The sequence below is a fragment of the Curtobacterium sp. DN_7.5 genome (assembly GCF_022655355.1).
Taxonomy (GTDB): Bacteria; Actinomycetota; Actinomycetes; order Actinomycetales; family Microbacteriaceae; genus Curtobacterium; species Curtobacterium luteum.
The window spans coordinates 583473-605580 of record NZ_CP093378.1 but is presented as its reverse complement, the minus strand read 5'-3'; the positions used below and the strand labels follow the sequence as shown (position 1 = coordinate 605580).

Below are 22108 nucleotides of genomic sequence, written 5' to 3'. Positions count from 1 at the left end.
GCCAATCTGCCGCACGATCGGAGCATGTCCCGCACCCCCGCCCTCACCCTCCGGTTCGCACAGCTCATGGTCGGTCTGTTCCTCTACGGCGCCTCGACCGCGCTCCAGGTCCGTGCGGTGGTGGGCGTCGCCTCCTGGACGGTCCTCACCGAGGGGCTCGAGCACGTCGTGCCGTGGTCGTTCGGGGTCATCACCGTGGTGTCGAGCGGGGTCATCCTGCTGTTCTGGATCCCGCTGCGGCAGAAGCCCGGCATCGGCACCCTGCTCAACGCCCTGGCGATCGGCCCGTCGGCGGACCTCGTGCTGTGGCTCGTCCCGGCGCCCGGCGGGCTGCTCCCCCGCGTCGGCCTCTTCGTGGCCGGGCTCCTGCTGCTCGCCGTCGCGACGGCGTTCTACATCGGCGCCGGGTTCGGCACCGGCGCGCGCGACGGGCTGATGGTCGGGGTCTCGCAGCGCTTCGGGTGGCCGATCTGGGTCGCCCGGACCGTCATCGAGGTCACCGTCGTCATCGTCGGGTGGCTGCTCGGTGGCGACGTGGGCGCCGGCACGGTGGTCGCCGCGTTCGCGATCGGCCCGCTGGTGCAGCCGCTCATGCCGCTCTTCCGCCGGTTCCCGTGGAGCCCGGAGCGCACGCGGGTCGCGGTTCCGAACTCGCTCACCGCCCCTGGCCTGGAGGCGCGGACCACCTCCTGAGCGTTCGCTTGCCGCCGTCGGAACTCGCGATGTATCGTGACGTCACCAGACGCGATACATCACGAGTTCGAGGAGGCAACATGGCTCAGGAGAAGTGGCTCGTCGAGGAGCCCAAGGTCATCGACACCGGCATCGTCCGTCGCCTGCGCGTCGGACTCGTCGGCGGGCAGGTGGACGTCGTCGCGCACGACGAACCGACCGCCCGGGTGGAGGTCCACAGCGTGTCGGGCAAGCCGCTCATGGTCGAGGTGGACGGCGACACCCTCACCGTCGACCACCCGCAGATCCGGTGGGACGACCCGATCGGCTTCCTCAAGTCCTTCCGGGGCAAGGCGCACGCCGACGTGAGCATCCTCGTGCCGCGGGACGCTCCGGTGACGCTCGGCGTCGTCTCGGCCGGGTCGCTCCTGTCCGGGACGAACCGCGGCGCGACGCTCAACACCGTCTCCGGCGACGTCGTCGTGGACGGGGTCGCGGGCGACGTCACCGTGAACGCGGTCTCCGGCACGACCACCGTCCGGGAACTCGACGGCGCCCTCACGGTGCACACGGTCTCGGGCGACGTCGTGGCCACCGGCGCGATCCCCCGGTTCCAGGCGGACGGAGTGAACGCCGACGTCGTGCTCGACCTGCACGGCACGCCGGACTCCGCGCGCGTCAACACGGTGTCGGGCTCGGTCAGCGTCCGACTCGAGGACGGCGTGCCCTACCGGTGCACGGTCTCGACGGCCTCGGGCAAGCTGCAGTTCGACGACTCGGAGATCCGTGGCGTGCGCGGTTCCTACGTCAAGCAGGGCGGGGAGCTCTCCGGCCAGTGGCTCGACCTCAAGGTGAACTCGGTGTCCGGCGACATCGCGGTGCTCCACGCACCGCCCGTCGCCGACGAGCCCGCGACCACCCCGACGACCGACGGTGAGGTGCCCGCATGAGCCCCGTCTTCGCGCACGGCCACCTGCGCCTCTACCTGCTCGTCCTCCTCGCCGACCACCCGATGCACGGGTACGAGGTGATCACGGCCCTCGGCGACCGCTTCGGCGGCACGTACGTCCCGAGCGCCGGCACGGTCTACCCGCGCCTGGCCAAGCTCCAGGACGAGGGACTCGTGACCGGGACCGCCGACGGCCGGAAGACCGTCTACGCGATCACGGACGCCGGACGCGCCGAGCTCGACGCCCGCGCCGAGGAGGTCGCCGCGCTCGAGGACGGGGTGACCGACTCGGTCAAGTCCCTCGCGGACGGCGTACGGGCCTCGGTCGGCGAGGCCATGCGGTCCCTCCGCGCCGACCTCGCCGCGAGCGCTCAGGCTCCGCGCGGACAGACCGCCGACGAGCCGGTCGACGTCCCGACCGCCGGTGCCAGTGCCCTGCGCGAGGTCGAGATGGTCCTGTCGTCGTTCCGGCAGCAGGTCCGGGCGGACCTCCGCCGGCAGGCGACGCGGGGCACGCTCACCGCGGACACCGTCAGCCGCCTGCGGGACGGACTCGAGGCGGTGCGCCGCTCGCTCTGACGGTGAGCAGCGGAGGCGAGCACCTGACGCGAGCACCGAGGGAGCACCGGACGCGAGCACCGACCGGGGCGGGCCGACACGGCGGGCGCACACCGCGCCTCCCGGTCGGCCCGCCCCCGCAGCGGCCGTGTCCGCCGCTCCTACACCGCGCCCGCGTCGGCGAGGGCGTGCATGGCGTCCCGGAGCGCGCGTGCCGCACCCGGGCCGGCCCACTCGTACGCCTGCGTGAAGCGCTCGTCGTGCACGTACATGTCGGCGAGCGTGCGGAACCGGTCGGCCGTCAGGGCGGGCCCGGGCGCCTGTGCGAGCCAGGCGAGCTGTCGGCGCGCGAGGGCCGTGCCCGCGGCCGAAGTCGGCGTGTCGTCGGAGACGGCGAGCGCCGCCGCGTCCGTGGCGATCGCGCGCTGTTCTGCTTGGAAGGCCGCTTTGGCGGCCGGGTCGTTCGCCGACCACCAGTCCTGCCCGCGTTGCCAGGCGTCGGCGCCCCAGCGTTCCTCGACCTCCTGACGGAACCGGGTCTGGTCGAACCCGTCGAAGGTGTCCTGCGTGGTCATGTCGTCTCCTTGTTCGATCCTGGTGATGGTGGTGCGCACGGCTGCGAGCTGCCGCGCGAGCCGGTCGCGCTCCTGCTCGAGCCAGGTGACGTGCGCCCGGAGTGCGGCGACGTCGTCCTGCTCGCCGTCGAGCACCCGGGCGATCTCGGACAGTCCGAGGCCGAGTCCGCGGAGGAGCAGGATGCGCTGGAGCCGGACGAGCGCGCTGTCGTCGTAGCGACGGAGCCCGCCCTCGCCCACGGCGGTCGCCGGCAGCAGACCGATCGCGTCGTAGTGGCGGAGCGTCCGACTGGACACGCCGGCCGCGCGTGCCACGTCGGAGATGCCGTGCGGCGCTTTCGCAGCGACGGATGCGTTGTCTGTCCGATCACTCATGCAGGACACGCTAGAGGTTGACGCAGCGTCAACCACAACCCCCTCGCCCTGCACAGGTTGCACGGATGTGCACGAACACGGAATACCGGCGGGTGCCCCCGTGTTGACTCCGGGTCCGAAATGAGTAGGTTTGCCCGTCGTGACGAACGAGATCCGGTCGCTGAAGGCGCGGCTGATCGGGGACCCCCTCCCCTCCGAGAAGCTCGAGGGACAGCTCCTCCCGAAGCACCTGGCACTGCCGATCTTCGCGAGTGACCCGCTCTCCTCCGTGGCCTACGCGCCGCAGGAGCTCCTCATGATCCTGCTGCTCGGCGGCATGGCCTTCCTGACCTTCGCCCCGTGGGTGGCCGCACTCGTGGTGCTGCTGCTCGTCGTGGTCGTCGCGTCCTACCGGCAGCTCATCAAGGCGTACCCGTCGGGTGGCGGCGACTACGAGGTGGCGCACCGCAACCTCGGCGAGAAGGCCGGCCTCGTCGTGGCGAGCGCGCTGCTCGTCGACTACGTCATGACCGTCGCCGTGTCGGTGGCCTCCGGCGTGGACAACATCATCTCGGCGCTGCCGGTCCTCAACGAGTTCCGGGTCGAGCTCGCGCTGCTCTTCGTCGTGCTGCTCGCGGCGGTGAACCTCCGCGGGGTCCGCGAGTCGAGCAAGGCGTTCGCGATCCCGACCTACCTGTTCGTCGCGTCCGTGTTCGTGATGGTCGTCACGGGCCTGGTGCGGGTCGCCACGGGGCACACCCCCGTGGCCGAATCCGCGCAGTACACCGTGCAGAACGTCGAGCACACCACCCAGGCCGCCTTCGTCCTGCTCCTGCTCCGTGCCTTCGCCTCCGGTTGCTCTGCGCTCACCGGCGTCGAGGCGATCGCGAACGGCGTGCAGGCGTTCCGCCGTCCGAAGATCCAGAACGCACAGAAGACCCTCGTCGCGATGGGCGGCATCGCGATCGTCCTGTTCATCGGGCTCATCACGCTCGCGCTCGTCGCCCGTGTCCACTACGCCGAGAGCGCCTGCGACCTCCAGGGGTTCGCGAACTGCGCCACGACACCGCAGCGCTCGCTCATCGCACAGATCGCCGCTGCCACGTTCGGGGACAACTCGGTGCTGTTCTTCGTCGTGCAGGCCACCACGGCGGCGGTCCTGCTGCTCGCGGCGAACACGGCGTTCAACGGATTCCCGCTGCTCGGCTCGATCCTCGCCCGCGACTCCTACGCGCCCAAGGCACTCTCGACCCGCGGCGACCGCCTCATCTACTCGAACGGCGTCATCGTGCTCGCGCTCGTCGCGGCCGCCCTGCTCATCGTCTACCGGGCGAACGTCACGAGCCTCATCCAGCTGTACATCATCGGCGTCTTCGTGTCGTTCACGCTCGGTCAGACCGGCATGGTCGTGCACTGGACGCGCCTGCTCCGCGAGGACCGCGCGGGCACCGCCACCGAGCCCGTCAACCGCGGCCAGGTCGTCCGCTCGCGGCTCATCAACACCGTCGGCGCGAGCTTCACGTTCGTGGTGCTCGTGATCGTCACCATCACGAAGTTCACGCACGGCGCGTGGCTCGTGTTCGTGATCATGCCGGTGCTCTTCGTGCTCATGCTCGGGGTGAACCGCTACTACCGCGACGTCCAGCACGAGATCGCCGCCGACGAGGAGACCGAGTTCGGCGCGACCGGCGACCACGCGATCGTGCTCGTGAACAAGCTCCAGAAGCCGGTGCTCAAGGCCCTCGACTACGCGATCGCTGCGAAGCACGCGAGCTTCGAGGCCGTGCACGTCGCGATCGACGACGCCGAGGCGGCGCGCTTGCGGGCGCAGTGGGCGGAGCACGGCATCGAGGTCCCGCTGACGATCGTGCCGAGCCCGTACCGCGACATCTCGATGCCGCTCATCAAGTACATCAAGGCGCACCGACTGGAGCACGGCTCCGAGGTGGTCACGGTCTACACGCCGGTGTTCGTCGTCGGGCACTGGTGGGAGAACCTGCTCCACAACCACCGCGGACGTCGGATCCGGAAGAAGCTCCTGCTCGTGCACGGTGTGACCGTCGCCCTGGTGCCGTGGCTGCTCGACTCGTCGGAGCTCCTGTACGGACGCCGCTCCCGCCCGCTGCCCGGCCAGGAACGCCGCGGCGAGCCCGTGCGTCCGCCCCTCCGCCGGTCGCCGCACGGCGTCTTCCACGCCGAGCGCAGCGACGACCGCCTGCTCCGGTCCGACCAGCGGAACAGCCTCGCCCCGCAGACCGCGCCCGCGCCCCGGCGGGCGACGCGACCCGCCGGCCCCGCGGAGGGCGTGGACCCGGCACGGTGCACCGGCGAGCTGCGGACCCTCGTGGCGTCGCCCCCGACGGGCCGCACGCCCTCGTCGCCGACCTCGCCCCGCGACGCCGACCGCGGATGACACCGCGTGACGGTGGCCGGTCGTACGATGTGACGCCATGACCCCGACCGACCTCCGGACCTTCGCGACGTTCGACGCGCACGGCGGCAAGGTGTCGAAGCGCGTCGAGGTGCTCGACCACGAACCGCCGGCCGGCAGCCCGCTCGAGGGCCTCGTCGCCGTGCTGGGCGAACACCCCCTCGGAGCGGTCGACGAACGGGCCGCCGACCACTCCTCCGCGCTGTCGCGCGGTGCGCGCGCCATCGGGTGGGTCGACCCCGCCACGCTCCGCGACTGGTACCGGCCCGACCGCGTCGTCATCACCCGCCTCGAAGCGCGCAGGTCCGGCATCGTCCCGGGCCTCTACGCCGACTCGCGCGGGCGCGGTCGCGTCCGCATCGACGGCCGGGAGGCACTACTCGCCCCCGACGGTCGGCCCGCGTTCCGCGCGCTGGCCGGCCCCGACGACGCTCCGGTGGTCGACGTCCCGCTGCCGAAGGACCAGGCCGTCCGGCTCGTCGCGGTGTCGGACGTCGCCGACGGGCTGGAGATCGTGACGACCCCGGTGTCCCCGTTCCTGACGCCCGGGCCCCACACGGCGTACGACGCCGACGTCCCGGGCTTGCCTCCCCGCCCGGCCACCGGGACGGTCCTGGTCTCGGCGTCGGTCCTGATCGACGGCACGCTGTACGAGGTCGAGCGCATCGACGAGCGTGCGGCGAGCATGTGGATCCGTCGCGAGGGGTCGGTCGTGCCGATCGCGCTGAGCACCGTCGGTCCCGACCTCGTGCGCTACGCCGTCGCGGCTGCCTGACCCCGTTCCGGCCGTCCGGGACCGGCGTCGTCGGGCTGTCCGGGGGACGCCGCGCTGGGGTCCCCGTCGGTGGCCCGGCGTAGCGTCCGCGCCATGAGCGATGCAGACCAGACCGACCAGCAGGGCAAGGCCGACCACACCGGCGAGACCCTCGGCGGTCCCCGCCCCGACCCCTCCACGACCGCGAGCAAGGACCCGGAGGACTGGGTCACCGGCGACGAGCCCATGACCGGTCCGCAGCGCAGCTACCTCGACACCCTCGCCCGCGAGGCCGGCGAGGAACTGCCCGCCGACCTCACCAAGGCGGAGGCCTCGGAGCACATCGACCGACTGCAGCAGCAGACCGGCCGCGGTACCGACTCCGCATCCTGAGCGCGGGTCCGTTGAACGGCGGACCCCAGACTGGGCATGTCCTGGCGATGCCCTGGCGAACTCCGCCGAGGCCCCCGTCCGGGGGTGCTCGGTGACGCGTCAACCGCTACCGTCCCGGGCATGCGAACGACATCGACCTCGATCGGCCTCACCGTGCTCCGCGTCGTCCTCGGCGTGGTCTTCATCGCCCACGGCGCGCAGAAGTTCGCGCAGGGCATCCCGACCGTGTCCCAGGGCTTCGCGGGTATGGGGGTCCCGCTCGCCGAGGTCGCCGCGCCGCTCGTCGCGGGGCTCGAACTCGTCGGCGGGGTGTTCCTCGTGGTCGGTGTCGCGACGCGCGTGGTCGGGGCGCTGCTCGCGGTCGACATGGTCGTGGCGGGGCTCCTCGCGCACGCGACGGCCGGGTTCTTCTCGCAGGACGGCGGTTTCGAGTACGTCCTCGTGCTCGCCGTCGGATCGCTGGCCGTCGCGTTGACCGGGCCGGGGCGCTTCTCGCTCGATGCCCTGCTGCTGCGCGCGACGCGTCGTCGGCGCGGTGTGGACGAGCCGCTGCCGGCCTGAGCCACCCGCGTCCCCGGCGCGACCGCCGGCGTCCGGGAGGCGCTGGGCGGACCGGCACCGCGCCTCCCGGCCGTCCGCCCGCCTGACGGCGTGGCGTCCTGGCGCGTCGGCGTGCGTTGTTGCGCACATGGTGCGAGGCCGTTGCCCCCGCACCGTGCGTGCAACCTCGCACCGTGCGTCCCGTCCACGCCGGCCGGGTCGTCAGGCGGTGCCGGTGAGCACGTCCGAGACCTGCTGGGCGATGCGCCGGCCCGCGCGGTTCGCGCCGATGGTGGAGGCCTGCGGGCCGTAGCCGGCGAGGAAGAGGCGCGGCTCGTCCTCGGACCGGCCGTCGGCGACCACGATGCCACCCGCAGCGGTCCGGAGCCGGAGCGGAGCGAGGTGCCGGAGGTCGGCCCGGAAGCCGGTCGCCCAGACGACGGCGTCGGCGTGCACGTGCTCGCCGTCCGCGGTGACCACCCCGGACTCGTCGAGGCGTGCGAACATCGGGGCGGCCACGAGCGTCCCGCGGTCGATGCCGGCGCGGATCCGACGCGTGACCGGGATGCCGGTGCCGCTGACGATGCTCGGGAGGACCCGTCCCGTCCGAGCTGCCCGGTCCTGCTCGTCGACCGCCGCGACCGCGGACTCGAGGTCGAGCGAGGCCGTGTCGGACCAGACGACGGGTCGCCGGGTGAACCACCGCGTCGACCGGGCCACACCGTCGAGCTCGAGCAGGAAGCCGATCGCGCTCGTCCCGCCGCCGACCACCACGACGTCCTGCCCGGCGAACTCCGCGGCGCTCCGGTACTCCGTCGTGTCGAGCTGCCGACCGGCGAACACGTCCCGGCCCGGGTACCACGGCACGAACGGGGTGCCCCAGGTGCCGGAGGCGTTGACGATGACATCCGAGCTGATCCGGCTCGTCCTCCCGTCCGGCGTCCGCACGGTCGTGCAGAGTCGGTCGGCACCGAGGACACGCGTCACCGAGGTCACCGCGACCGGGCGCCGCACCCGGAGCTCGTAGTGCTGCTCGAACCGGCGGTAGTACTCGCCGACGACGTCCCGCGCGGGACGGGAGCGGTCGGCATCGTCGAACCGGAGACCCATCGCGTGCATGCCCGGGAGGTCGTGCACCCGGTGCGCTGCGCCGAGCCGGAGGGCCTCCCACCGGTGCTGCCATGCCCCGCCGGAGCCCGGCCCACGATCGAGGACGACGAGGTCCGACCCGGGCACGAGGCCGAGGCGACGCAGGTGGTAGGCCACCGAGAGCCCGGCCTGCCCCGCGCCGATGACGACGACACGCGCGAGCTGGTCGGGAACGGGGTTCGTGGCGTCGCTCATCACATCCGATTCTCCTGGGTGCTCCGCCCTCGCGGCGACGTCCAGATCGGGGTACATGGTAGAGTGATCGGCAGATTTCAAACCACGAACCGTCCGATTCCCCGGGTGTCCACCGACACCCGCCAGGATCGGACCAGAGCCGATCACGAGGGGGTCACGCATGGGGCGCGGCCGTCAGAAGGCAAAGCACACCAAGGTGGCTCGGGAGCTGAAGTACTTCAGCCCGGAGACGAACTACGGTGCACTCGAGCGAGAGCTCTCCGCCGGGCAACACTCGGACGAGAACTCGTACGTCGACCGCTGGGCGGACCAGTACGGTGACGACGAGGACGACCTCGAGCTCGAGCAACACGAGGACCAGAACAAGTCCGCCTGAGCCGCCCTCGTGCGACACGCCGCTCACCCTCGGGTGCGCGGCGTTTGCGCGTGTCCCGGGCGTGCCCGGCGCGTCGGAGTGCGCCGCGCGCGTGTGCTCGGCGGTGGCTGAGGTCAGCCACCCTGATGGGCGGCGTCTCCGTGCGGTCGCGACACCCCGCGTGCAGCATGCCCGAAGGTCACGGGACGTCTCTCCGTCGGGGCGGACGCGACGTTTCCTGACCGCTGGACGATCCGCGGACGGGGTGTCCCGACCGACGACGCGGCAGGCGGGGCGGCCGACGCGGCAGGCGGGGGCGGCCGACGCGGCAGGCGGGGGCGGCCGACGCGTCGCGGCGGGGCCGCGCGCCGGCGTCAGGCGCAGCCGACGTCAGGCCGCGTAGGACCCGACGAGCCGCACGGCGCCGCCGTCGACGCCCTTGGCGCCCTGCTCGAACCCGGTGAGGTCCTCGCGCGCCGCCGTCGAGATCGTCCCGACCGCCCACGACGGCAGCCCGGCGGCTCCGAGCGAGGCGATGACGTCCGAGGCAGCCCCGGCCGCGACCACGGCGAACATCCCGATGCCGAGGTTCCACGTGCCCTCGGTGTCCTCCAGCGGCGTGCTCGCCATCTCCGCGAGCACACGGAAGACCGGCAGCGGGGACCAGCTCGACCGGTCGACCTCGACCCACGAGCCGACCGGGAGCACACGTGCGAGGTTCGCCGCGATGCCGCCACCGGTGACGTGCGAGAGCGAGTGCACGGCGCCCGGGTGCGCGGACAGCAGCGAGAGCAGCGGCGTCGTGTAGAGGCGCGTGGGCTCGAGCAGGGCCTCCCCCACGGACACCCCGGCGCCGAACTCCGGCAGCTGGTCGGTGTACTGCACGCCGCGCGTCGACAGGATGTGCCGCACGAGCGAGTACCCGTTCGAGTGCAGGCCCGACGAGGCGATGGCGACGACGACGTCCCCGTCCTCGACGAGGTGCGCGCCGAGCTGAGCGCCGGCTTCGACGACACCCGTCGCCGCTCCCGCGACGTCGTAGTCGTCCGGGCCGAGGAGCCCCGGGTGCTCCGCGGTCTCGCCGCCGACGAGGGCGGTCCCGGTGGCCGAGCAGCCGCGGGCGATCCCGGCGACGATGTCGGCGATGCGGTTCGGCACGACCCGGCCGCACGCGATGTAGTCGGTCATGAACAGCGGACGAGCGCCGACCACGACGATGTCGTCGACGACCATGCCGACGAGGTCCTGCCCGATCGTGTCGTGCTTGTCGATCGCCTGGGCGATGGCGACCTTCGTGCCGACGCCGTCGGTCGAGGTCGCGAGCAGCGGGTGTTCGAAGCCCTTCAGGAACGAGACGTCGTAGAGCCCCGCGAACCCGCCGACACCGCCCGTCACCGAGGCGTTGTGCGTGGCCGAGACGGCCGACTTCATGAGTTCGACCGCGAGGTCGCCGGCTGCTGTGTCGACGCCGGCCTCGGCGTACGGGTTCGTCATGCGTCGTCCTCCGCAGGGCATGGCAGACTTGTTCGGTCCCCCCGATTCTACGGTCTGGAGCACACCGCGAATGTGCGGCATCGTCGGGCTCGTCGCCCAGAGTCCTGCCAACCAATCCATCTACGACGCTCTGCTCCTCCTGCAGCACCGAGGACAGGACTCGACCGGCATCGCCACGGTCGAGGGTCACATCCACCACATGCACAAGACGCGTGGACACGTGCGGGAGGCCTTCCGCACGCGTGACATGCGGTCCCTGCTCGGCACGATGGGCCTCGGCCACGTGCGCTACGCCACGAAGGGCGCCGCGAGCAACGAGGAAGAGGCGCAGCCCTTCTACGTGAACGCGCCCTACGGCATCGTCCTCGTGCACAACGGCAACCTGACGAACACGCGGGAACTCACCCGCGAGCTGTTCGACATCGACCGCCGGCACCTCAACACGAGCTCCGACACCGAGCTGCTCGTCAACGTCCTCGCGCACGAGCTCCAGGGCCAGGTCCGCGGGAAGGACCTCGACCCGGGCCAGGTGTTCGACGCCGTCGAGCGCGTGCACGAGCGCGTCGAGGGCTCCTACGCCGCGATCGCGACGATCGCCGGGCACGGGCTGCTCGCCTTCCGCGACCCGTTCGGCATCCGCCCGCTCATCCTCGGGCACAAGTTCGACGAGGCGGGTCAGCCGGAGTGGGTCGTCGCGTCGGAGTCGCTCGTCCTCGAGTCCGGCGGCTACGAGATCGTCCGGGACATCGCCCCCGGCGAGGCCGTCTTCATCGAGATGAACGGCCAGATGCACGCCCGGCAGTGCGCGAAGAACCCGCGCCTCGTGCCCTGCTCGTTCGAGTACGTCTACCTCGCCCGCCCCGACTCGGTCATGAACGGCATCTCGGTGTACGACGCCCGACTCCGGCTCGGCAACCGCCTCGCGGACACCATCGAGCAGTACGCCCCGACCGGCGACATCGACGTGGTCATGCCGATCCCCGACTCGTCCCGACCTGCGGCCATGCAGGTGGCGCAGAAGCTCGGCATCGAGTACCGCGAGGGCTTCTACAAGAACCGCTACGTCGGTCGCACCTTCATCATGCCGGGGCAGGCGGAGCGCAAGCGGTCCGTGCGGCAGAAGCTCAACGCGATGTCGTCGGAGTTCAAGGGCAAGAACATCCTCATCGTCGACGACTCGATCGTGCGCGGGACGACGAGCAAGGAGATCGTCGAGATGGCCCGTGCCGCCGGCGCGAACGAGGTGACGTTCACGAGCGCGGCGCCGCCTGTCCGGTTCCCGCACGTCTACGGCATCAACATGCCCACCCGGGCGGAGCTCATCGCGCACGACCGGAAGATCCCGGAGATCAACCGGGTCCTCGGCAGCGACCACCTGATCTACCAGGAGATCGCCGACATGCGCGACGCGATCATCGAGGGCTCGGACGTCACCGACCTCGAGATGAGCTGCTTCACCGGCGAGTACGTCACGGGCACCGTGAGCCCCGAGTACCTGTCCTGGGTCGAGGCGAACCAGCTCAGCTAGGTCGCTCGACGCGACCGGCAGACAGACGGGAGGCCCGTGGCGACACCGCCACGGGCCTCCCGTCCGACCTGGGTCGCCTCAGCGACCGGCGACGTCGTCGCCGTGCTCCTCGATCTCGCCGTCGACCGTCTCCGGCGCGGGCTCGACGTCCACGCGCTCGGCGGTGAGCTCCGCCGCCCGCCGGGCGAACACGCGGTCGAGCACGACGGCGACCACGGCACCGACGAACGCGCCGATGGTCACGCCCCACAGCGAGAAGTACCCCACCAGGGAGCCGAAGCTCGCGGTCTCCTGCTGGTCGCCTCGGTCGATGTTCATCGTCGCCGAAACGACGACGAGCGTGACGAGGAACCCGACGACCGCGCCACCGACGATGAAGACGCCGAACTTCGGCGCACGTCGGATCGTGACCGCGTCGGCGGTGGAGACGGCGTTCGGGGCCGGTCGTTCTTCGGGTCCGTCGGTGGTGCTCACCACCCCATTGTCCCCCACTGTGGGACGTGCTCCGGCCTGTGCGCAGAACGCGATACCGGGCAGGATGGACGGCACCGCACCGGCACCCCTGACGGTTGGCGGCGACCGGAGAGGCAGGTGACGGGCATGCGCGGACGCACGCAGCACGGCCGCGCCGAGCGCGGTCACCGTTCCGGTCCGCACCGACGGCCGCCCGCCCGGATCGCCTGGCCGATCGCCCGCCGGCACGAGGAGGACCGGGCCGTCGCGGTGGTCGCGGAGCACCGGTGGAGCGTCGCCCTCGTCGGCGCCCCCGGCCTCGGCAAGACGACCGCGGCGGAGCGGATCACCGACCGCGTCGCCGGGCGGGACGCGTCCGGTCGGACGCTCGTCGTCCCGATCACCGCGGTCGCCGCGGGTCGGTCGATGCCGTTCGATGCGGTTTCCGGCCACTTCGGCGAACTCCCGACGACCCTGGCCGAGCTCGCGGACGAGCACCAGGCCGAGGAGCGGCTCCGGTCCCTCGGCGGCGCAGACCGCGACGTGCTGCTCCGGGTGGACGACGCCGACCACCTCGACGCGATCTCCGCCCGGTACGTCGCGTGGCTCGTCCGGCACCAGGACGCCCGGCTCGTGCTCACCTGCCGCGACTTCACGGCGCTGCCGGAGCCGCTCCGTGCGCTCTGGCAGGACGACCTGCTCGAGCGCATCGACCTCGCCCCGCTCGACCTCCGTGAGACCTCGGACCTCATCGCGACGGCGCTCGGCGCCCAGCTCGAGAACGCCTCGGCCGAGCGCGTGCACCGGGCGACCGCCGGCAACCCGCTCTACGTCCGGGAGGTCGTGCGGGCCGCCTTGGCGTCCGGCGCCCTCGAGCAGACCGCGTCCGGCTGGTACTGGCGGGGCCGGGTCACCGCGTCGAACAGCCTCGCGGACATGTACCGGACGGAGCTCGGCACGCTCCCCGAGGACCTCCGCGACGTCGTCGACATCGTCGCCCTCGCGGACCCGATCCCGCTCCCCCGGCTCCTCGCGCTCGTCGCCGGCGGGGACATCGACCGGGTCGTCGCGCTCGGGCTCGTCCGGATGGACTCGACCGAGGACGGCACCGCGGTCGTCCGGCCGTCGCACCCGCTCGTGGGCGAGGTCGTCCGGGCACTCGTCCCGGTGGCCCGACGGACGATGCTGTTCGCGCGCGCCAACGCCTTCCGCACGGACCGGCCCGAGGGCGCCCCGCCGGCCGCACGGCTCCGGGCCACCCTCTGGTCGCTCGAGTGCGGCGTGCTGCCCGCGACCGAGGCGCTCCTCGACGCCGCCGAGGTCGCGGTCCGTCTGCAGGAGCTCGAGAGCGCCGTCGCCCTGACCTCGGCCGCACTCCGGACGTCGCTGCCGTGCACGCAGCGGATCGCGGCGCACGTGCTGCGGTCGCTGGCGCACTCCTACAGCGCCGGACGCGAGGCCGGCCGGGCGGACGCCGAGGCGGCGTGGGCGATCGCTCGGGACTCCGACGACGTCGAGGACGCCGCGGTCATCGAGGCGTGCGAGACGCTCGCGAACATCCGGCAGTTCCACGACGACGACGTGGACGCCGCCGTGGCCCTGACCGACCAGGCGGTGCGGCGCGTGGGGCCCGCAGCCGCCGAGCGCCTCCGTCTGCTGCGGCTCGCCCACCTCGGCTGGGCCGGGCGCTTCGCCGAGGTGCGCGCCGAGGTCGACGCCACCGGGATCGTCCACGCCCCGACCGTGCCGCTCGGTTTCCTCTGCCTCGCGCCGTGCGCCGTGATGGGACTCGCCACCGCCGGACGGCTCGACGACGCCGCCGCCCTCGGACGGAAGGCCCTGCAGACCGCCGTCGTGAACCTCGAGGACGCGCCGTGGAGCGTCGGCGAGATCGTCTCCGTGCTCCACCAGGTGCAGGTCTGGCGCGGGGACATCGCCGACCTCCTCACCGAGGTGCCGGTCCGCCGGTCGAGCCCGTACCTCATGTACGACTTCACCCTCGAGCTCATCGGGGACGGCAACCACGCGATCGGACAGCGGCGCTGGGACGACGCCATCGTCGCGTTCTCGGCGGCGTGCGAGCGCTACGACATCGCCGACCACGGCGGGTTCGCCGCGTACCCCTGGGCACGACTGGCGATGGCGTACGCCTACGCGGGTCGGCTCGAGGAGGCCGCGGCAGCGCTGGACCGTGCCCGGACGACGCCGCTCCGCGCGATGCGGATCACGGGCGAGCAGGTCGCGGTGTCGATCGCGTGGACGGAGTGGATCCTCGGCAACCCGGAGGGTCCGCGCCACATGGACGAGGTCATCGAGCGGTCGACGGCGGCCGGCTCGTGGACGCACGTCATGTACGGGCACACGCTGCACTACGCGATCGACCTGCAGGCTGGTCGCGACGACGGTCCCACGCTGGACCGGATGCGTGCCGCGGCGGAACGGGTGGACGGTCCGCTGGCGGGGGCGATCGTCGAGTACGCGGATGCGGTCCGTGCCCGCGACCGACCGCGGGTGATCGTCGCGCAGGGCGTCCTCGCCTCGCACGGGATGGCGGTGAGCGCCGGCCACACGAAGCCGCCGCTCACGAACCGCGAGTACGAGGTCGCCAAGCTCGCGGCGGAGGGGCTGAGCAACCGCCGCATCGCCGAGACGCTCGGCCTGTCGGTCCGCACGATCGACGCGCACCTGTCGCGGGTGTTCCAGAAGTGGGACCTGCACGCCCGGGCCGAGCTCGTCGAGCTGCTCTGAGCCGTCCGCTCGGATCGGCGTGCCCGGTCGGTACCGCCCGTCTTTCCGTTCGCGCGCCCGGCAGCAGGAGCGCTCACTTTGCGCGCATCTGTTGCGGGATGCAGCACGACTCGCCGGATGGTGCACACAGCTCGCCGAAAATCGCGTAGCGTGTGGGTGTCGCCGGGTTCGGACCCGTTCGGGTCGGGTCCGAATCCCGGCGACTTCCACGATAGGCAACCGGTTGCGCGGGGCACATCGGTAGGACCTACCTAATTCGCTTCGCCAGGCGAGCGATCTCCTCGGCCGGGTGTTCGTCCTCCGGGCTGACGCGCTCGGACCGCTCCTCGGGCCACCATCGTCGTGTGCCCTTCACCGTGAGCCACGCCGTCGTCGCGTTCGCCGCCCGCCGGACGCCGCTGCCCGTCGCCGCCGTCGCGGTCGGGTCGATGGCCCCGGACGCGGTCCTCTTCGTGCCGTTGCTGCCGCCGTACGCCGTGAGCCACTCGTGGACGGGCGTCGTCACCGTGGACCTCGCCGTCGCGCTCGTCCTGGTCGCGGTCTGGTGGTGGCTGGTCCGTCCCGCGTGGACGCGCGCCCTGCCCGCCCTCGCTGTCCGTGCGCCCACGGGGTGGACGACCCGACCGCGATCGTCGGCGCGGGGGGTCGCCGCCACGCTCGTCGGGTGCGTGCTCGGGAGCGTCACGCACGTGCTCTGGGACGCGTGCTCGCACCGCGACGGGTGGGTCGTGGAGGCTGTCCCGGTGCTGCGGGGCAGCGTCGCCGGGCACCCGGTGTGGGCGCTCGTGCAGGACGGCTCCAGTGCGCTCGGCCTCCTCGCGTTGCTCGTCGTCGCCGTGGTGTGGTGGGGCCGGTCGCGTCCCGAGGGTGATCGGCGCGTCCCGGGAGGCGGCCGCACCGGCCGGGAGGCACGACTCACCGCCGCCACGGGTGTCGCCGCCGTCGTGCTGGTCACCGCTGGACGCTGCGGGGCCGTCGCCCTCGCGGGTGGGGGCGCGGGTGCGGTCGTCGTGGCAGCGGCCTTCACGGTCCCTCCGGTGGTCGCCGTGGTGCTCGTGGTCGGTGCGGTCGTGCTCGAGGTGGTCCGCCGGTCGCACGGCTCGGTGGACCTCACGACCGCAGGGTGACCGCGCCGGCGTGGATCAGCCGGCGAGGCGGACGGGGAGGAACCCCGTGAGGTCCGCGCGCGAGCCGGAGGCGCTCACCCGGGCGGCCTCGACCGCTTCGTCCCACCGGAGCGTGCCGGTCGCCAGCGCGATCCACGTCGCGGCGTCGGTCTCGACCACGTTCGGCGGGGTGCCGCGGGTGTGCCGCGGCCCGGGGATCGCCTGGACCGCCGCGTACGGCGGGACGCGGACCTCCACGCTGTTGCCCGGCACGTCCTCCGCGAGGCGCTGCAGCGTCCACCGCACGGCGGTGGCGACGTCCGCCCGCGCCGTGCTGCCGCCCTGCACCGCCGCGAGCGCGGACCGCCCGTCCCCGTCGTCGATCGTCCTGCGCGGCATGCCCACAGGCTAGCGACCCGTGCGGTGCGAGGAATCGCACACCGTGCGGCGCCTCAGACCTCGCACGGAGCGTGGAACCTCGCACCGAGCGGCCGCGGACCACCCGCATCGCAACGCGGGCACGAGGCTCGGTAGGGTGATCGGGTGCGAATCCTCGTCCTCGGTTCCGGTGCCCGCGAGCACGCCATCGTCACGGCCCTCCTCGCGGAGCAGGCGGGGCACGTCATCACCGTCGCGCCCGGCAACGCCGGCATCGCCGCCGACGTCGAGACCGTCTCGATCGACCCGACGAACGGCGCGCTGGTCGCCGACTACGCCATCGAGAACGACGTCGAGCTCGTCGTCGTCGGACCCGAGGCGCCGCTCATCGCCGGCGTCGCCGACCCGGTCCGCACGCGCGGCATCCCGGTGTTCGGCCCGGGGAAGGCCGCCGCGCAGCTCGAGGGCTCGAAGGCGTTCGCGAAGCGGATCATGGCCGAGGCGGGCGTCCCGACCGGCCGCCCGGTGTACGCGGGCACGGTCGACGAGGCCGTCGCCGCGCTCGACGAGCTCGGCGCCCCGTACGTCGTGAAGGCCGACGGGCTCGCGGCCGGCAAGGGCGTCCTGGTGACCGAGGACCGTCGGGCCGCGATCGACCACGCCACGTACTGGCTGCAGCACGGGCACGTCGTGGTCGAGGAGTTCCTCGACGGCGAGGAGGTCTCGCTGTTCTTCCTGAGCGACGGGCACGACGTCCGCCCGCTCAGTCCCGCGCAGGACTACAAGCGCCTCGGCGACGGGGACACCGGGCCGAACACGGGCGGCATGGGCGCCTACTCGCCGCTGCCCTGGCTCGCCGACCGCTGGGGATCGGAGCAGGCCTTCGTGGCCGAGGTCACCGACCTCGTCGCGCTCCCGACCGTCCGTCGCCTCGAGCACGAGGGCACGCCCTTCGTCGGGCTGCTCTACTGCGGGCTCATCGTCACCGAGCAGGGCGTCCGCGTCATCGAGTTCAACGCGCGCTTCGGCGACCCGGAGACCCAGGTGGTGCTCCCCCGCCTCGCGACACCGCTGAGCGGACTCATGCTCGCCGCCGCCACCGGCCGCCTCGGCTCGGTCCCCGCGCCCGAGTTCCGGGACGACGCCGCCGTCACCGTCGTGCTCGCGAGCGAGGGCTACCCGGAGAACCCGAAGACCGGGCGTCGGATCACCGGGATCGACGCGGCCGGCGCCCGGCCGGGCGTCTCGGTGGCCCACGCCGCCACCGGCCTCCTCGACGGCGAGCTCGTCGCCACCGGCGGCCGCGTCCTCAGCGTCGTCGCGACCGGGGCGGACTTCGCCGAAGCACGCGACCGCGCGTACGCCGGCCTGCACGACATCACGCTCGAGGGCGCGCAGTTCCGCACCGACATCGCCGCGAAGGTCGCGCGGTGACCGCCGCGGTCCCGGTCGTCCCGGGCTGGCGGCACGTCTCGTCGGGCAAGGTCCGCGAGCTGTACGTGCCGAGCGGCACCGACGACGTCGCAAGCGCCACCGAACTCCTGCTCGTCGCATCCGACCGCGTCAGCGCCTACGACTTCGCGCTCGAGCCGCCGATCCCCGGCAAGGGCGAGCTGCTGACCCGGCTGTCCCGGTTCTGGTTCGACCGGCTGTCGGACGTCCCGAACCACATCCTGCCCGCCACCAGCGGCGGTACCCCCGTGCCCGCCGAGGTCGCTCCGCGGTCGATGCACGTGATGCCGCTCGCGATGTTCCCGGTCGAGTGCGTCGTCCGCGGCTACCTGGTCGGCAGCGGCTGGGCTGAGTACCAGGAGTCCGGCAGCGTCTGCGGTGTGGCGCTCCCCGCCGGCCTCGCGAACGGCGACCGGCTGCCCGAGCCGATCTACACGCCCGCGTACAAGGCGCCCCAGGGTGAGCACGACGAGAACATCTCGTTCGAGCAGACCGTCGAGCTCGTCGGTCGAGACGACGCCGAGGTGCTGCGCGACCTGTCGCTCCGGGTGTACTCCGAGGCTGCCGCGATCGCGCTCGAGCACGGCGTGGTCATCGCCGACACGAAGTTCGAGTTCGGCCGCGACGCCGACGGTGTGGTCCGCATCGCGGACGAGGTCCTCACGAGCGACTCCAGCCGCTACTGGGACGCCCGCTCCGGGAACCGGACCGAGTCGTTCGACAAGCAGATCGTGCGCGACTGGCTCAGCGCGAACTGGGACCGGCAGGGCACCCCGCCGGTGCTACCGGACACGATCGTGGAGCGCACCGCGGCGCGCTACCGCGAGCTCATCGAGCGCCTCGGCGCCTGACGCAGCCGGCACGCGAGCACCGGTCGACGCCGGAGCGCCGGTGAGGGTTCAGGCGTCCCGCGCGACGACCACGACGGTGAGGTCGTCGCCGGGGTCGTGCTCGGCTGCCCGCGCGCGGACCCGGGCCAGGAAGTCCTCGATGTCCGCCGCCTCCCGGTAGAGGTGTCCCAGACGGGACAGCGAGGCGAGGGTCGAGTCCCACAGCTCGAGCGCGCCGTCGCTGACCAGGACGAGGACGTCGCCGGCGCCGAGGTCGAGCGAGCCCGGGGTCCGTCCGAGCCCCGCCGGGTGGAGGCCCAGCGGGAGGTCGAAGGACCGCAGCACGGCTTCCGACCCGTCCGCCCGCAGGTGCAGCACGAGACCGTGCCCGGCGTCGGTGAAGTCGAGGCGGCCGGTCGCGGGCGCGAGCCGCGCGTGGAAGAGCGTGGCGAACGACTCGGCTCGGCCCAGGTCCGGTGTGATCTGCGCCTCGAGGCCCGCGACAGCGACGTCGGGGCGGTCGTCGCCGCGGGCGAGCAGCGCGCCGCGGATGTTCGCCGCGAGGAGTCCGGCCGACATCCCCTTGCCCATGACGTCGGCGAGGGTCACCACGAGGTCGTCCCCCGAGCGGTGCCACTCGTGCAGGTCGCCGGACACGACACCGTGCGGGATGCTCATCCCGGCGATCCGGTACCCGGGCAGGGCGACCGCGGCCGGTTCGAGTCCGGCGAGCACGGCGCGCAGCCGGTCCTCGTCGGCACCGGCGGCGAGTTCGCGCTCGGCCCACACGCCGAGCTCCTCGAGCAGCGCGAGGTCGTCGTCGCTCAGGGTGCGCGGCACCTGGTCGACGAGGCACAGCGTCCCGACCTTGACCTCGTCGTCCCCGAGCCGCAGCGGCACGCCCGCGTAGAACCGGACGTTCGGGTCGTCGACGACCATCGGCATGTCGGCGTAGCGCGTGTCGGCGGTGGCGTCCTCGACGACGACGGGACCGGTCTCGCCGAGGGTGCGTCCGCAGAAGGTGTCCTGCAGCGGGATCGTCGGACCGAAGTGCTGGTCGCTCTGCTGCGACTTGATCGTGAGCACGGACTCCCCCGCCAGGTTCAGGAACGAGCCGGTGACGCCGAACGCCTCGCGCGCGATGCGGGTGATGCGCTCGAAGCGCTCCTCCGGACCGCCTTCGACGACGTCGAGCGCGGCGAGGAGCGCGGCCCTCCGGGCCTCCGGGGAGGCGTGGGCGATCGACGACGAGGTGGTGAGGCTCATGCTGACCACGGTAACCCCGCTGACGGCGACCGGCGCGTACCCACAACGGAGGACAGGACCCCCGTTCGGAGGGTCGGACCGTCCCGACCGTGACGATCGTCACGGTGACGTCGTGACGGACGGCAGCGGAGCCGGCGGCCGATCGGCGCGACAGTGGTGGCATGAACAGCACAGGACACCAGGACGACGCGGTCATCGAACTGCGCGGTCTCCACAAGCGCTTCGGCGCGGTGCACGCCGTCGAGGGCGTCGACCTCACGGTCCGGCGCGGCGAGGTCGTCGCGCTCCTGGGACCGAACGGCGCCGGCAAGACCACCACGGTCGACCTGGCCCTCGGGCTCGCCACCCCCGGCTCCGGCGAGGTCCGGCTCTTCGGCGACGATCCCCGCCGAGCCGTCGTCGACGGCCGGGTCGGCGCGATGCTGCAGGGCGGTGCGCTCCTTCCGGACATGACCGTCCGGGACGTGGTCGCCCTCGTCGGCGCAGCGCACCGGATGCCGATGCCCGTCGACGAGGCCCTGCGCCGCGCACGCTGCTCCGAGATCGCCGGCCGCCGGGTCGCCAAGCTCTCCGGCGGGCAGCTGCAGCGGGCCCGCTTCGCGGTCGCCGTCGTCTCCGACCCCGAACTCCTCGTGCTCGACGAGCCGACCGCGGCGATGGACGTCGAGGCACGGCACACCTTCTGGGCGTCGATGCGCGAGTTCACCGACGCCGGCCGGACGGTGGTCTTCGCCACCCACCACCTCGACGAGGCCGACACCTTCGCGGACCGCATCGTCATCATGCGGTCCGGCCGGGTCGTCGCCGACGGCACGCCGACCGAGGTCAAGGCCATCGCGTCGAGCCGGACGGTCCGCTTCGACGGGGTCGGCCCCGACGGACACCCCGCGCTCCGCGCCCTGCCGGGCGTCACCGGCCTGGAGGCACGACACGGCTCCGTCACGCTGCGCACCGACCGCAGTGACGACACGCTCCGTGCACTGCTCACCACGTTCCCCGAGGTGCACGACGTCCAGGTGGTCGCCTCGACCATGGACGACGCCTTCCTCGCCATCACCGCCGACCCGCAGGAGGTCTCCGCATGACCAGCACGACCGCGACCACCAACGTCGCCACGGCTCCCGACCGTCCCCGCACCAGCCCGACCGTCCGCGGCCGTCTGCCGTTCCGGTACGTGGCGCTCGAGACCGTCCGACAGCTCCGCAACGTCAAGGCGATGGTGTTCACCTTCGCGATCCCGGTGGTCATGCTCCTCGTGTTCGGCGCCGCCTACGGCTCCCAGCTCGACCAGGCGACCGGGCTCCGATACCTGACCGTCACCACGCTGCAGATGGCGTCGTACGGCGCGATGATGGCCGCGCTCGGCCAGGCCTTCGCGATCGTCACCGAACGCTCGATCGGGTGGAACCGCCAGCTCCGCGTCACGCCGCTGTCCGGCTGGGGCTTCATGGTGTCGAAGCTGATCGCCGCGATGGCCTTCGCCGCCGTGTCGATCGGGATCACGGTCACCGTGTCCGTCGTCGCCCTGCACGCGTCGCTCGACGCCGGGCACTGGCTCGCGGCGGCGGTCGGGATCTGGTGTGGCGTCGTCCCCTTCGCGCTCATCGCGATCCTCATCGGGCAGTTCGCGGGGCCGTCCTTCGCCCAGCCGCTGTTCATGGTCGTGTTCATGGGCCTCGCGATCCTCGGCGGCCTCTGGGTCCCGCTGTCGGTGATGCCGAACTGGATGGGGTCGGTCGCGCACCTGCTGCCGTCGTACTGGCTCAACCGGATCGGCCAGATGGGGGCGGGCGCCACCGGGAGCACCGGCATGCTCGAGCCCGCCCTCGTCCTGACCGGCTGGGCGGTCGCCCTCGCCGCGGTCATCGTGTGGCGGTACCGCCGCGACGCGGCGCGCCGGTAGTGCGCGACGCCGAGACCGGCGGCGC

Annotated in this window: 21 protein-coding genes; 15 read left to right on the top strand and 6 right to left on the bottom strand. The window is 72.7% G+C overall.

The genetic code is table 11. The features are described 5' to 3' along the window. Positions 1-24: 24 nt before the first annotated feature. The 3 genes from yczE (at position 25) to MON03_RS02895 (ending at position 2200) form a co-directional block, all read left to right on the top strand. A complete protein-coding gene (gene yczE / locus MON03_RS02905) occupies positions 25-693 on the top strand; it encodes a membrane protein YczE (RefSeq protein ID WP_242090413.1) in 669 nt (222 codons plus the stop codon). An 80-nt stretch (positions 694-773) separates the two neighbouring features. Continuing rightward, on the top strand, positions 774-1622 hold the full coding sequence (locus MON03_RS02900) for a DUF4097 family beta strand repeat-containing protein (protein ID WP_242090411.1): 849 nt from the start codon (positions 774-776) through the stop codon (positions 1620-1622). Continuing rightward, a complete protein-coding gene (locus tag MON03_RS02895; RefSeq protein WP_242090409.1) occupies positions 1619-2200 on the top strand; it encodes a PadR family transcriptional regulator in 582 nt (193 codons plus the stop codon). The genes MON03_RS02900 and MON03_RS02895 overlap by 4 nt, the downstream gene beginning before the upstream one ends. Before the next feature lie 140 nt (positions 2201-2340). On the opposite strand, the gene MON03_RS02890 is transcribed toward MON03_RS02895, so the two are convergent. Continuing rightward, positions 2341-3129: a MerR family transcriptional regulator gene (locus MON03_RS02890; RefSeq protein WP_242090407.1), complete on the bottom strand. Its 789-nt coding sequence runs from the start codon at positions 3127-3129 to the stop codon at positions 2341-2343. A 130-nt stretch (positions 3130-3259) separates the two neighbouring features. Here MON03_RS02890 and MON03_RS02885 point away from each other — a divergent pair, with 130 nt between their 5' ends. From MON03_RS02885 to MON03_RS02870, 4 genes are all read left to right on the top strand, one after another. Further along, positions 3260-5521, top strand: a complete 2262-nt coding sequence (locus tag MON03_RS02885; protein WP_242090405.1) for an APC family permease — start codon at positions 3260-3262, stop codon at positions 5519-5521. Positions 5522-5558: 37 nt separating this feature from the next. After that, positions 5559-6314 (top strand): hypothetical protein, encoded by a 756-nt coding sequence (locus tag MON03_RS02880; RefSeq protein ID WP_242090403.1) that lies wholly within the window; start codon positions 5559-5561, stop codon positions 6312-6314. Between the two features lie 93 nt (positions 6315-6407). After that, on the top strand, positions 6408-6686 hold the full coding sequence (locus MON03_RS02875; protein WP_031274603.1) for a DUF3072 domain-containing protein: 279 nt from the start codon (positions 6408-6410) through the stop codon (positions 6684-6686). Between the two features lie 120 nt (positions 6687-6806). Continuing rightward, entirely contained in the window at positions 6807-7247 is a 441-nt protein-coding gene (locus tag MON03_RS02870; RefSeq protein ID WP_242090401.1) for a DoxX family protein, read from the top strand. 201 nt (positions 7248-7448) lie between these two features. Here the strand turns inward: MON03_RS02870 and MON03_RS02865 are convergent, their stop codons facing one another. Further along, positions 7449-8570, bottom strand: a complete 1122-nt coding sequence (locus tag MON03_RS02865) for an FAD-dependent oxidoreductase (RefSeq protein ID WP_242090400.1) — start codon at positions 8568-8570, stop codon at positions 7449-7451. A 160-nt stretch (positions 8571-8730) separates the two neighbouring features. Between MON03_RS02865 and MON03_RS02860 the strand changes: the two genes are divergently transcribed. Then, positions 8731-8946, top strand: coding sequence for a DUF3073 domain-containing protein (locus MON03_RS02860; RefSeq protein WP_022905133.1), 216 nt, complete (start codon positions 8731-8733; stop codon positions 8944-8946). Positions 8947-9315: 369 nt separating this feature from the next. Here MON03_RS02860 and purM read toward each other — a convergent pair whose 3' ends face one another. Continuing rightward, positions 9316-10419, bottom strand: coding sequence for a phosphoribosylformylglycinamidine cyclo-ligase (gene purM / locus MON03_RS02855; RefSeq protein WP_242090398.1), 1104 nt, complete (start codon positions 10417-10419; stop codon positions 9316-9318). Positions 10420-10489: 70 nt separating this feature from the next. Here purM and purF point away from each other — a divergent pair, with 70 nt between their 5' ends. Next, positions 10490-11947: an amidophosphoribosyltransferase gene (purF, locus tag MON03_RS02850; RefSeq protein ID WP_242090396.1), complete on the top strand. Its 1458-nt coding sequence runs from the start codon at positions 10490-10492 to the stop codon at positions 11945-11947. A gap of 78 nt (positions 11948-12025) precedes the next feature. On the opposite strand, the gene MON03_RS02845 is transcribed toward purF, so the two are convergent. Beyond that, positions 12026-12421, bottom strand: coding sequence for a hypothetical protein (locus MON03_RS02845; protein WP_148286313.1), 396 nt, complete (start codon positions 12419-12421; stop codon positions 12026-12028). Between the two features lie 126 nt (positions 12422-12547). Here MON03_RS02845 and MON03_RS02840 point away from each other — a divergent pair, with 126 nt between their 5' ends. Together MON03_RS02840 and MON03_RS02835 are read left to right on the top strand one after the other, a co-directional pair. After that, positions 12548-15148 carry a helix-turn-helix transcriptional regulator gene (locus MON03_RS02840; protein WP_188889163.1) on the top strand — a complete coding sequence of 867 codons (2601 nt, stop codon included), beginning with the start codon at positions 12548-12550 and terminating at the stop codon, positions 15146-15148. A 344-nt stretch (positions 15149-15492) separates the two neighbouring features. Beyond that, a complete protein-coding gene (locus MON03_RS02835; RefSeq protein WP_242090394.1) occupies positions 15493-16275 on the top strand; it encodes a DUF4184 family protein in 783 nt (260 codons plus the stop codon). A gap of 15 nt (positions 16276-16290) precedes the next feature. On the opposite strand, the gene MON03_RS02830 is transcribed toward MON03_RS02835, so the two are convergent. Continuing rightward, the gene (locus tag MON03_RS02830; RefSeq protein WP_031274612.1) at positions 16291-16653 is read right to left on the bottom strand and encodes a sterol carrier family protein; all 363 of its coding nucleotides are present in this window, start codon (positions 16651-16653) and stop codon (positions 16291-16293) included. 144 nt (positions 16654-16797) lie between these two features. On the opposite strand from MON03_RS02830, the gene purD reads away from it, so the two are divergent. Next, entirely contained in the window at positions 16798-18066 is a 1269-nt protein-coding gene (gene purD, locus MON03_RS02825) for a phosphoribosylamine--glycine ligase (RefSeq protein ID WP_242090392.1), read from the top strand. Next, the gene (locus tag MON03_RS02820) at positions 18063-18935 is read left to right on the top strand and encodes a phosphoribosylaminoimidazolesuccinocarboxamide synthase (protein ID WP_022905141.1); all 873 of its coding nucleotides are present in this window, start codon (positions 18063-18065) and stop codon (positions 18933-18935) included. The genes purD and MON03_RS02820 overlap by 4 nt, the downstream gene beginning before the upstream one ends. Positions 18936-18983: 48 nt before the next feature. Here MON03_RS02820 and MON03_RS02815 read toward each other — a convergent pair whose 3' ends face one another. Next, positions 18984-20180 (bottom strand): PP2C family protein-serine/threonine phosphatase, encoded by a 1197-nt coding sequence (locus tag MON03_RS02815; RefSeq protein WP_242090390.1) that lies wholly within the window; start codon positions 20178-20180, stop codon positions 18984-18986. Positions 20181-20341: 161 nt separating this feature from the next. Here MON03_RS02815 and MON03_RS02810 point away from each other — a divergent pair, with 161 nt between their 5' ends. Beyond that, a complete protein-coding gene (locus MON03_RS02810; RefSeq protein ID WP_242090388.1) occupies positions 20342-21265 on the top strand; it encodes an ABC transporter ATP-binding protein in 924 nt (307 codons plus the stop codon). Continuing rightward, entirely contained in the window at positions 21262-22083 is an 822-nt protein-coding gene (locus tag MON03_RS02805; RefSeq protein ID WP_242090386.1) for an ABC transporter permease, read from the top strand. Before MON03_RS02810 ends, MON03_RS02805 begins: the two co-directional genes overlap by 4 nt. Positions 22084-22108: the final 25 nt, after the last annotated feature.

Coding starts and splice junctions, on each gene's coding strand:
- yczE (WP_242090413.1), top strand. CDS start 25: ATGTCCCGCACCCCCGCCCTCACCCTCCGGTTCGCACAGCTCATGGTC.
- MON03_RS02900 (WP_242090411.1), top strand. CDS start 774: ATGGCTCAGGAGAAGTGGCTCGTCGAGGAGCCCAAGGTCATCGACACC.
- MON03_RS02895 (WP_242090409.1), top strand. CDS start 1,619: ATGAGCCCCGTCTTCGCGCACGGCCACCTGCGCCTCTACCTGCTCGTC.
- MON03_RS02890 (WP_242090407.1), bottom strand. CDS start 3,129: ATGAGTGATCGGACAGACAACGCATCCGTCGCTGCGAAAGCGCCGCAC.
- MON03_RS02880 (WP_242090403.1), top strand. CDS start 5,559: ATGACCCCGACCGACCTCCGGACCTTCGCGACGTTCGACGCGCACGGC.
- MON03_RS02875 (WP_031274603.1), top strand. CDS start 6,408: ATGAGCGATGCAGACCAGACCGACCAGCAGGGCAAGGCCGACCACACC.
- MON03_RS02870 (WP_242090401.1), top strand. CDS start 6,807: ATGCGAACGACATCGACCTCGATCGGCCTCACCGTGCTCCGCGTCGTC.
- MON03_RS02865 (WP_242090400.1), bottom strand. CDS start 8,570: ATGAGCGACGCCACGAACCCCGTTCCCGACCAGCTCGCGCGTGTCGTC.
- MON03_RS02860 (WP_022905133.1), top strand. CDS start 8,731: ATGGGGCGCGGCCGTCAGAAGGCAAAGCACACCAAGGTGGCTCGGGAG.
- purM (WP_242090398.1), bottom strand. CDS start 10,419: ATGACGAACCCGTACGCCGAGGCCGGCGTCGACACAGCAGCCGGCGAC.
- purF (WP_242090396.1), top strand. CDS start 10,490: ATGTGCGGCATCGTCGGGCTCGTCGCCCAGAGTCCTGCCAACCAATCC.
- MON03_RS02840 (WP_188889163.1), top strand. CDS start 12,548: ATGCGCGGACGCACGCAGCACGGCCGCGCCGAGCGCGGTCACCGTTCC.
- MON03_RS02830 (WP_031274612.1), bottom strand. CDS start 16,653: ATGCCGCGCAGGACGATCGACGACGGGGACGGGCGGTCCGCGCTCGCG.
- MON03_RS02815 (WP_242090390.1), bottom strand. CDS start 20,180: ATGAGCCTCACCACCTCGTCGTCGATCGCCCACGCCTCCCCGGAGGCC.
- MON03_RS02810 (WP_242090388.1), top strand. CDS start 20,342: ATGAACAGCACAGGACACCAGGACGACGCGGTCATCGAACTGCGCGGT.
- MON03_RS02805 (WP_242090386.1), top strand. CDS start 21,262: ATGACCAGCACGACCGCGACCACCAACGTCGCCACGGCTCCCGACCGT.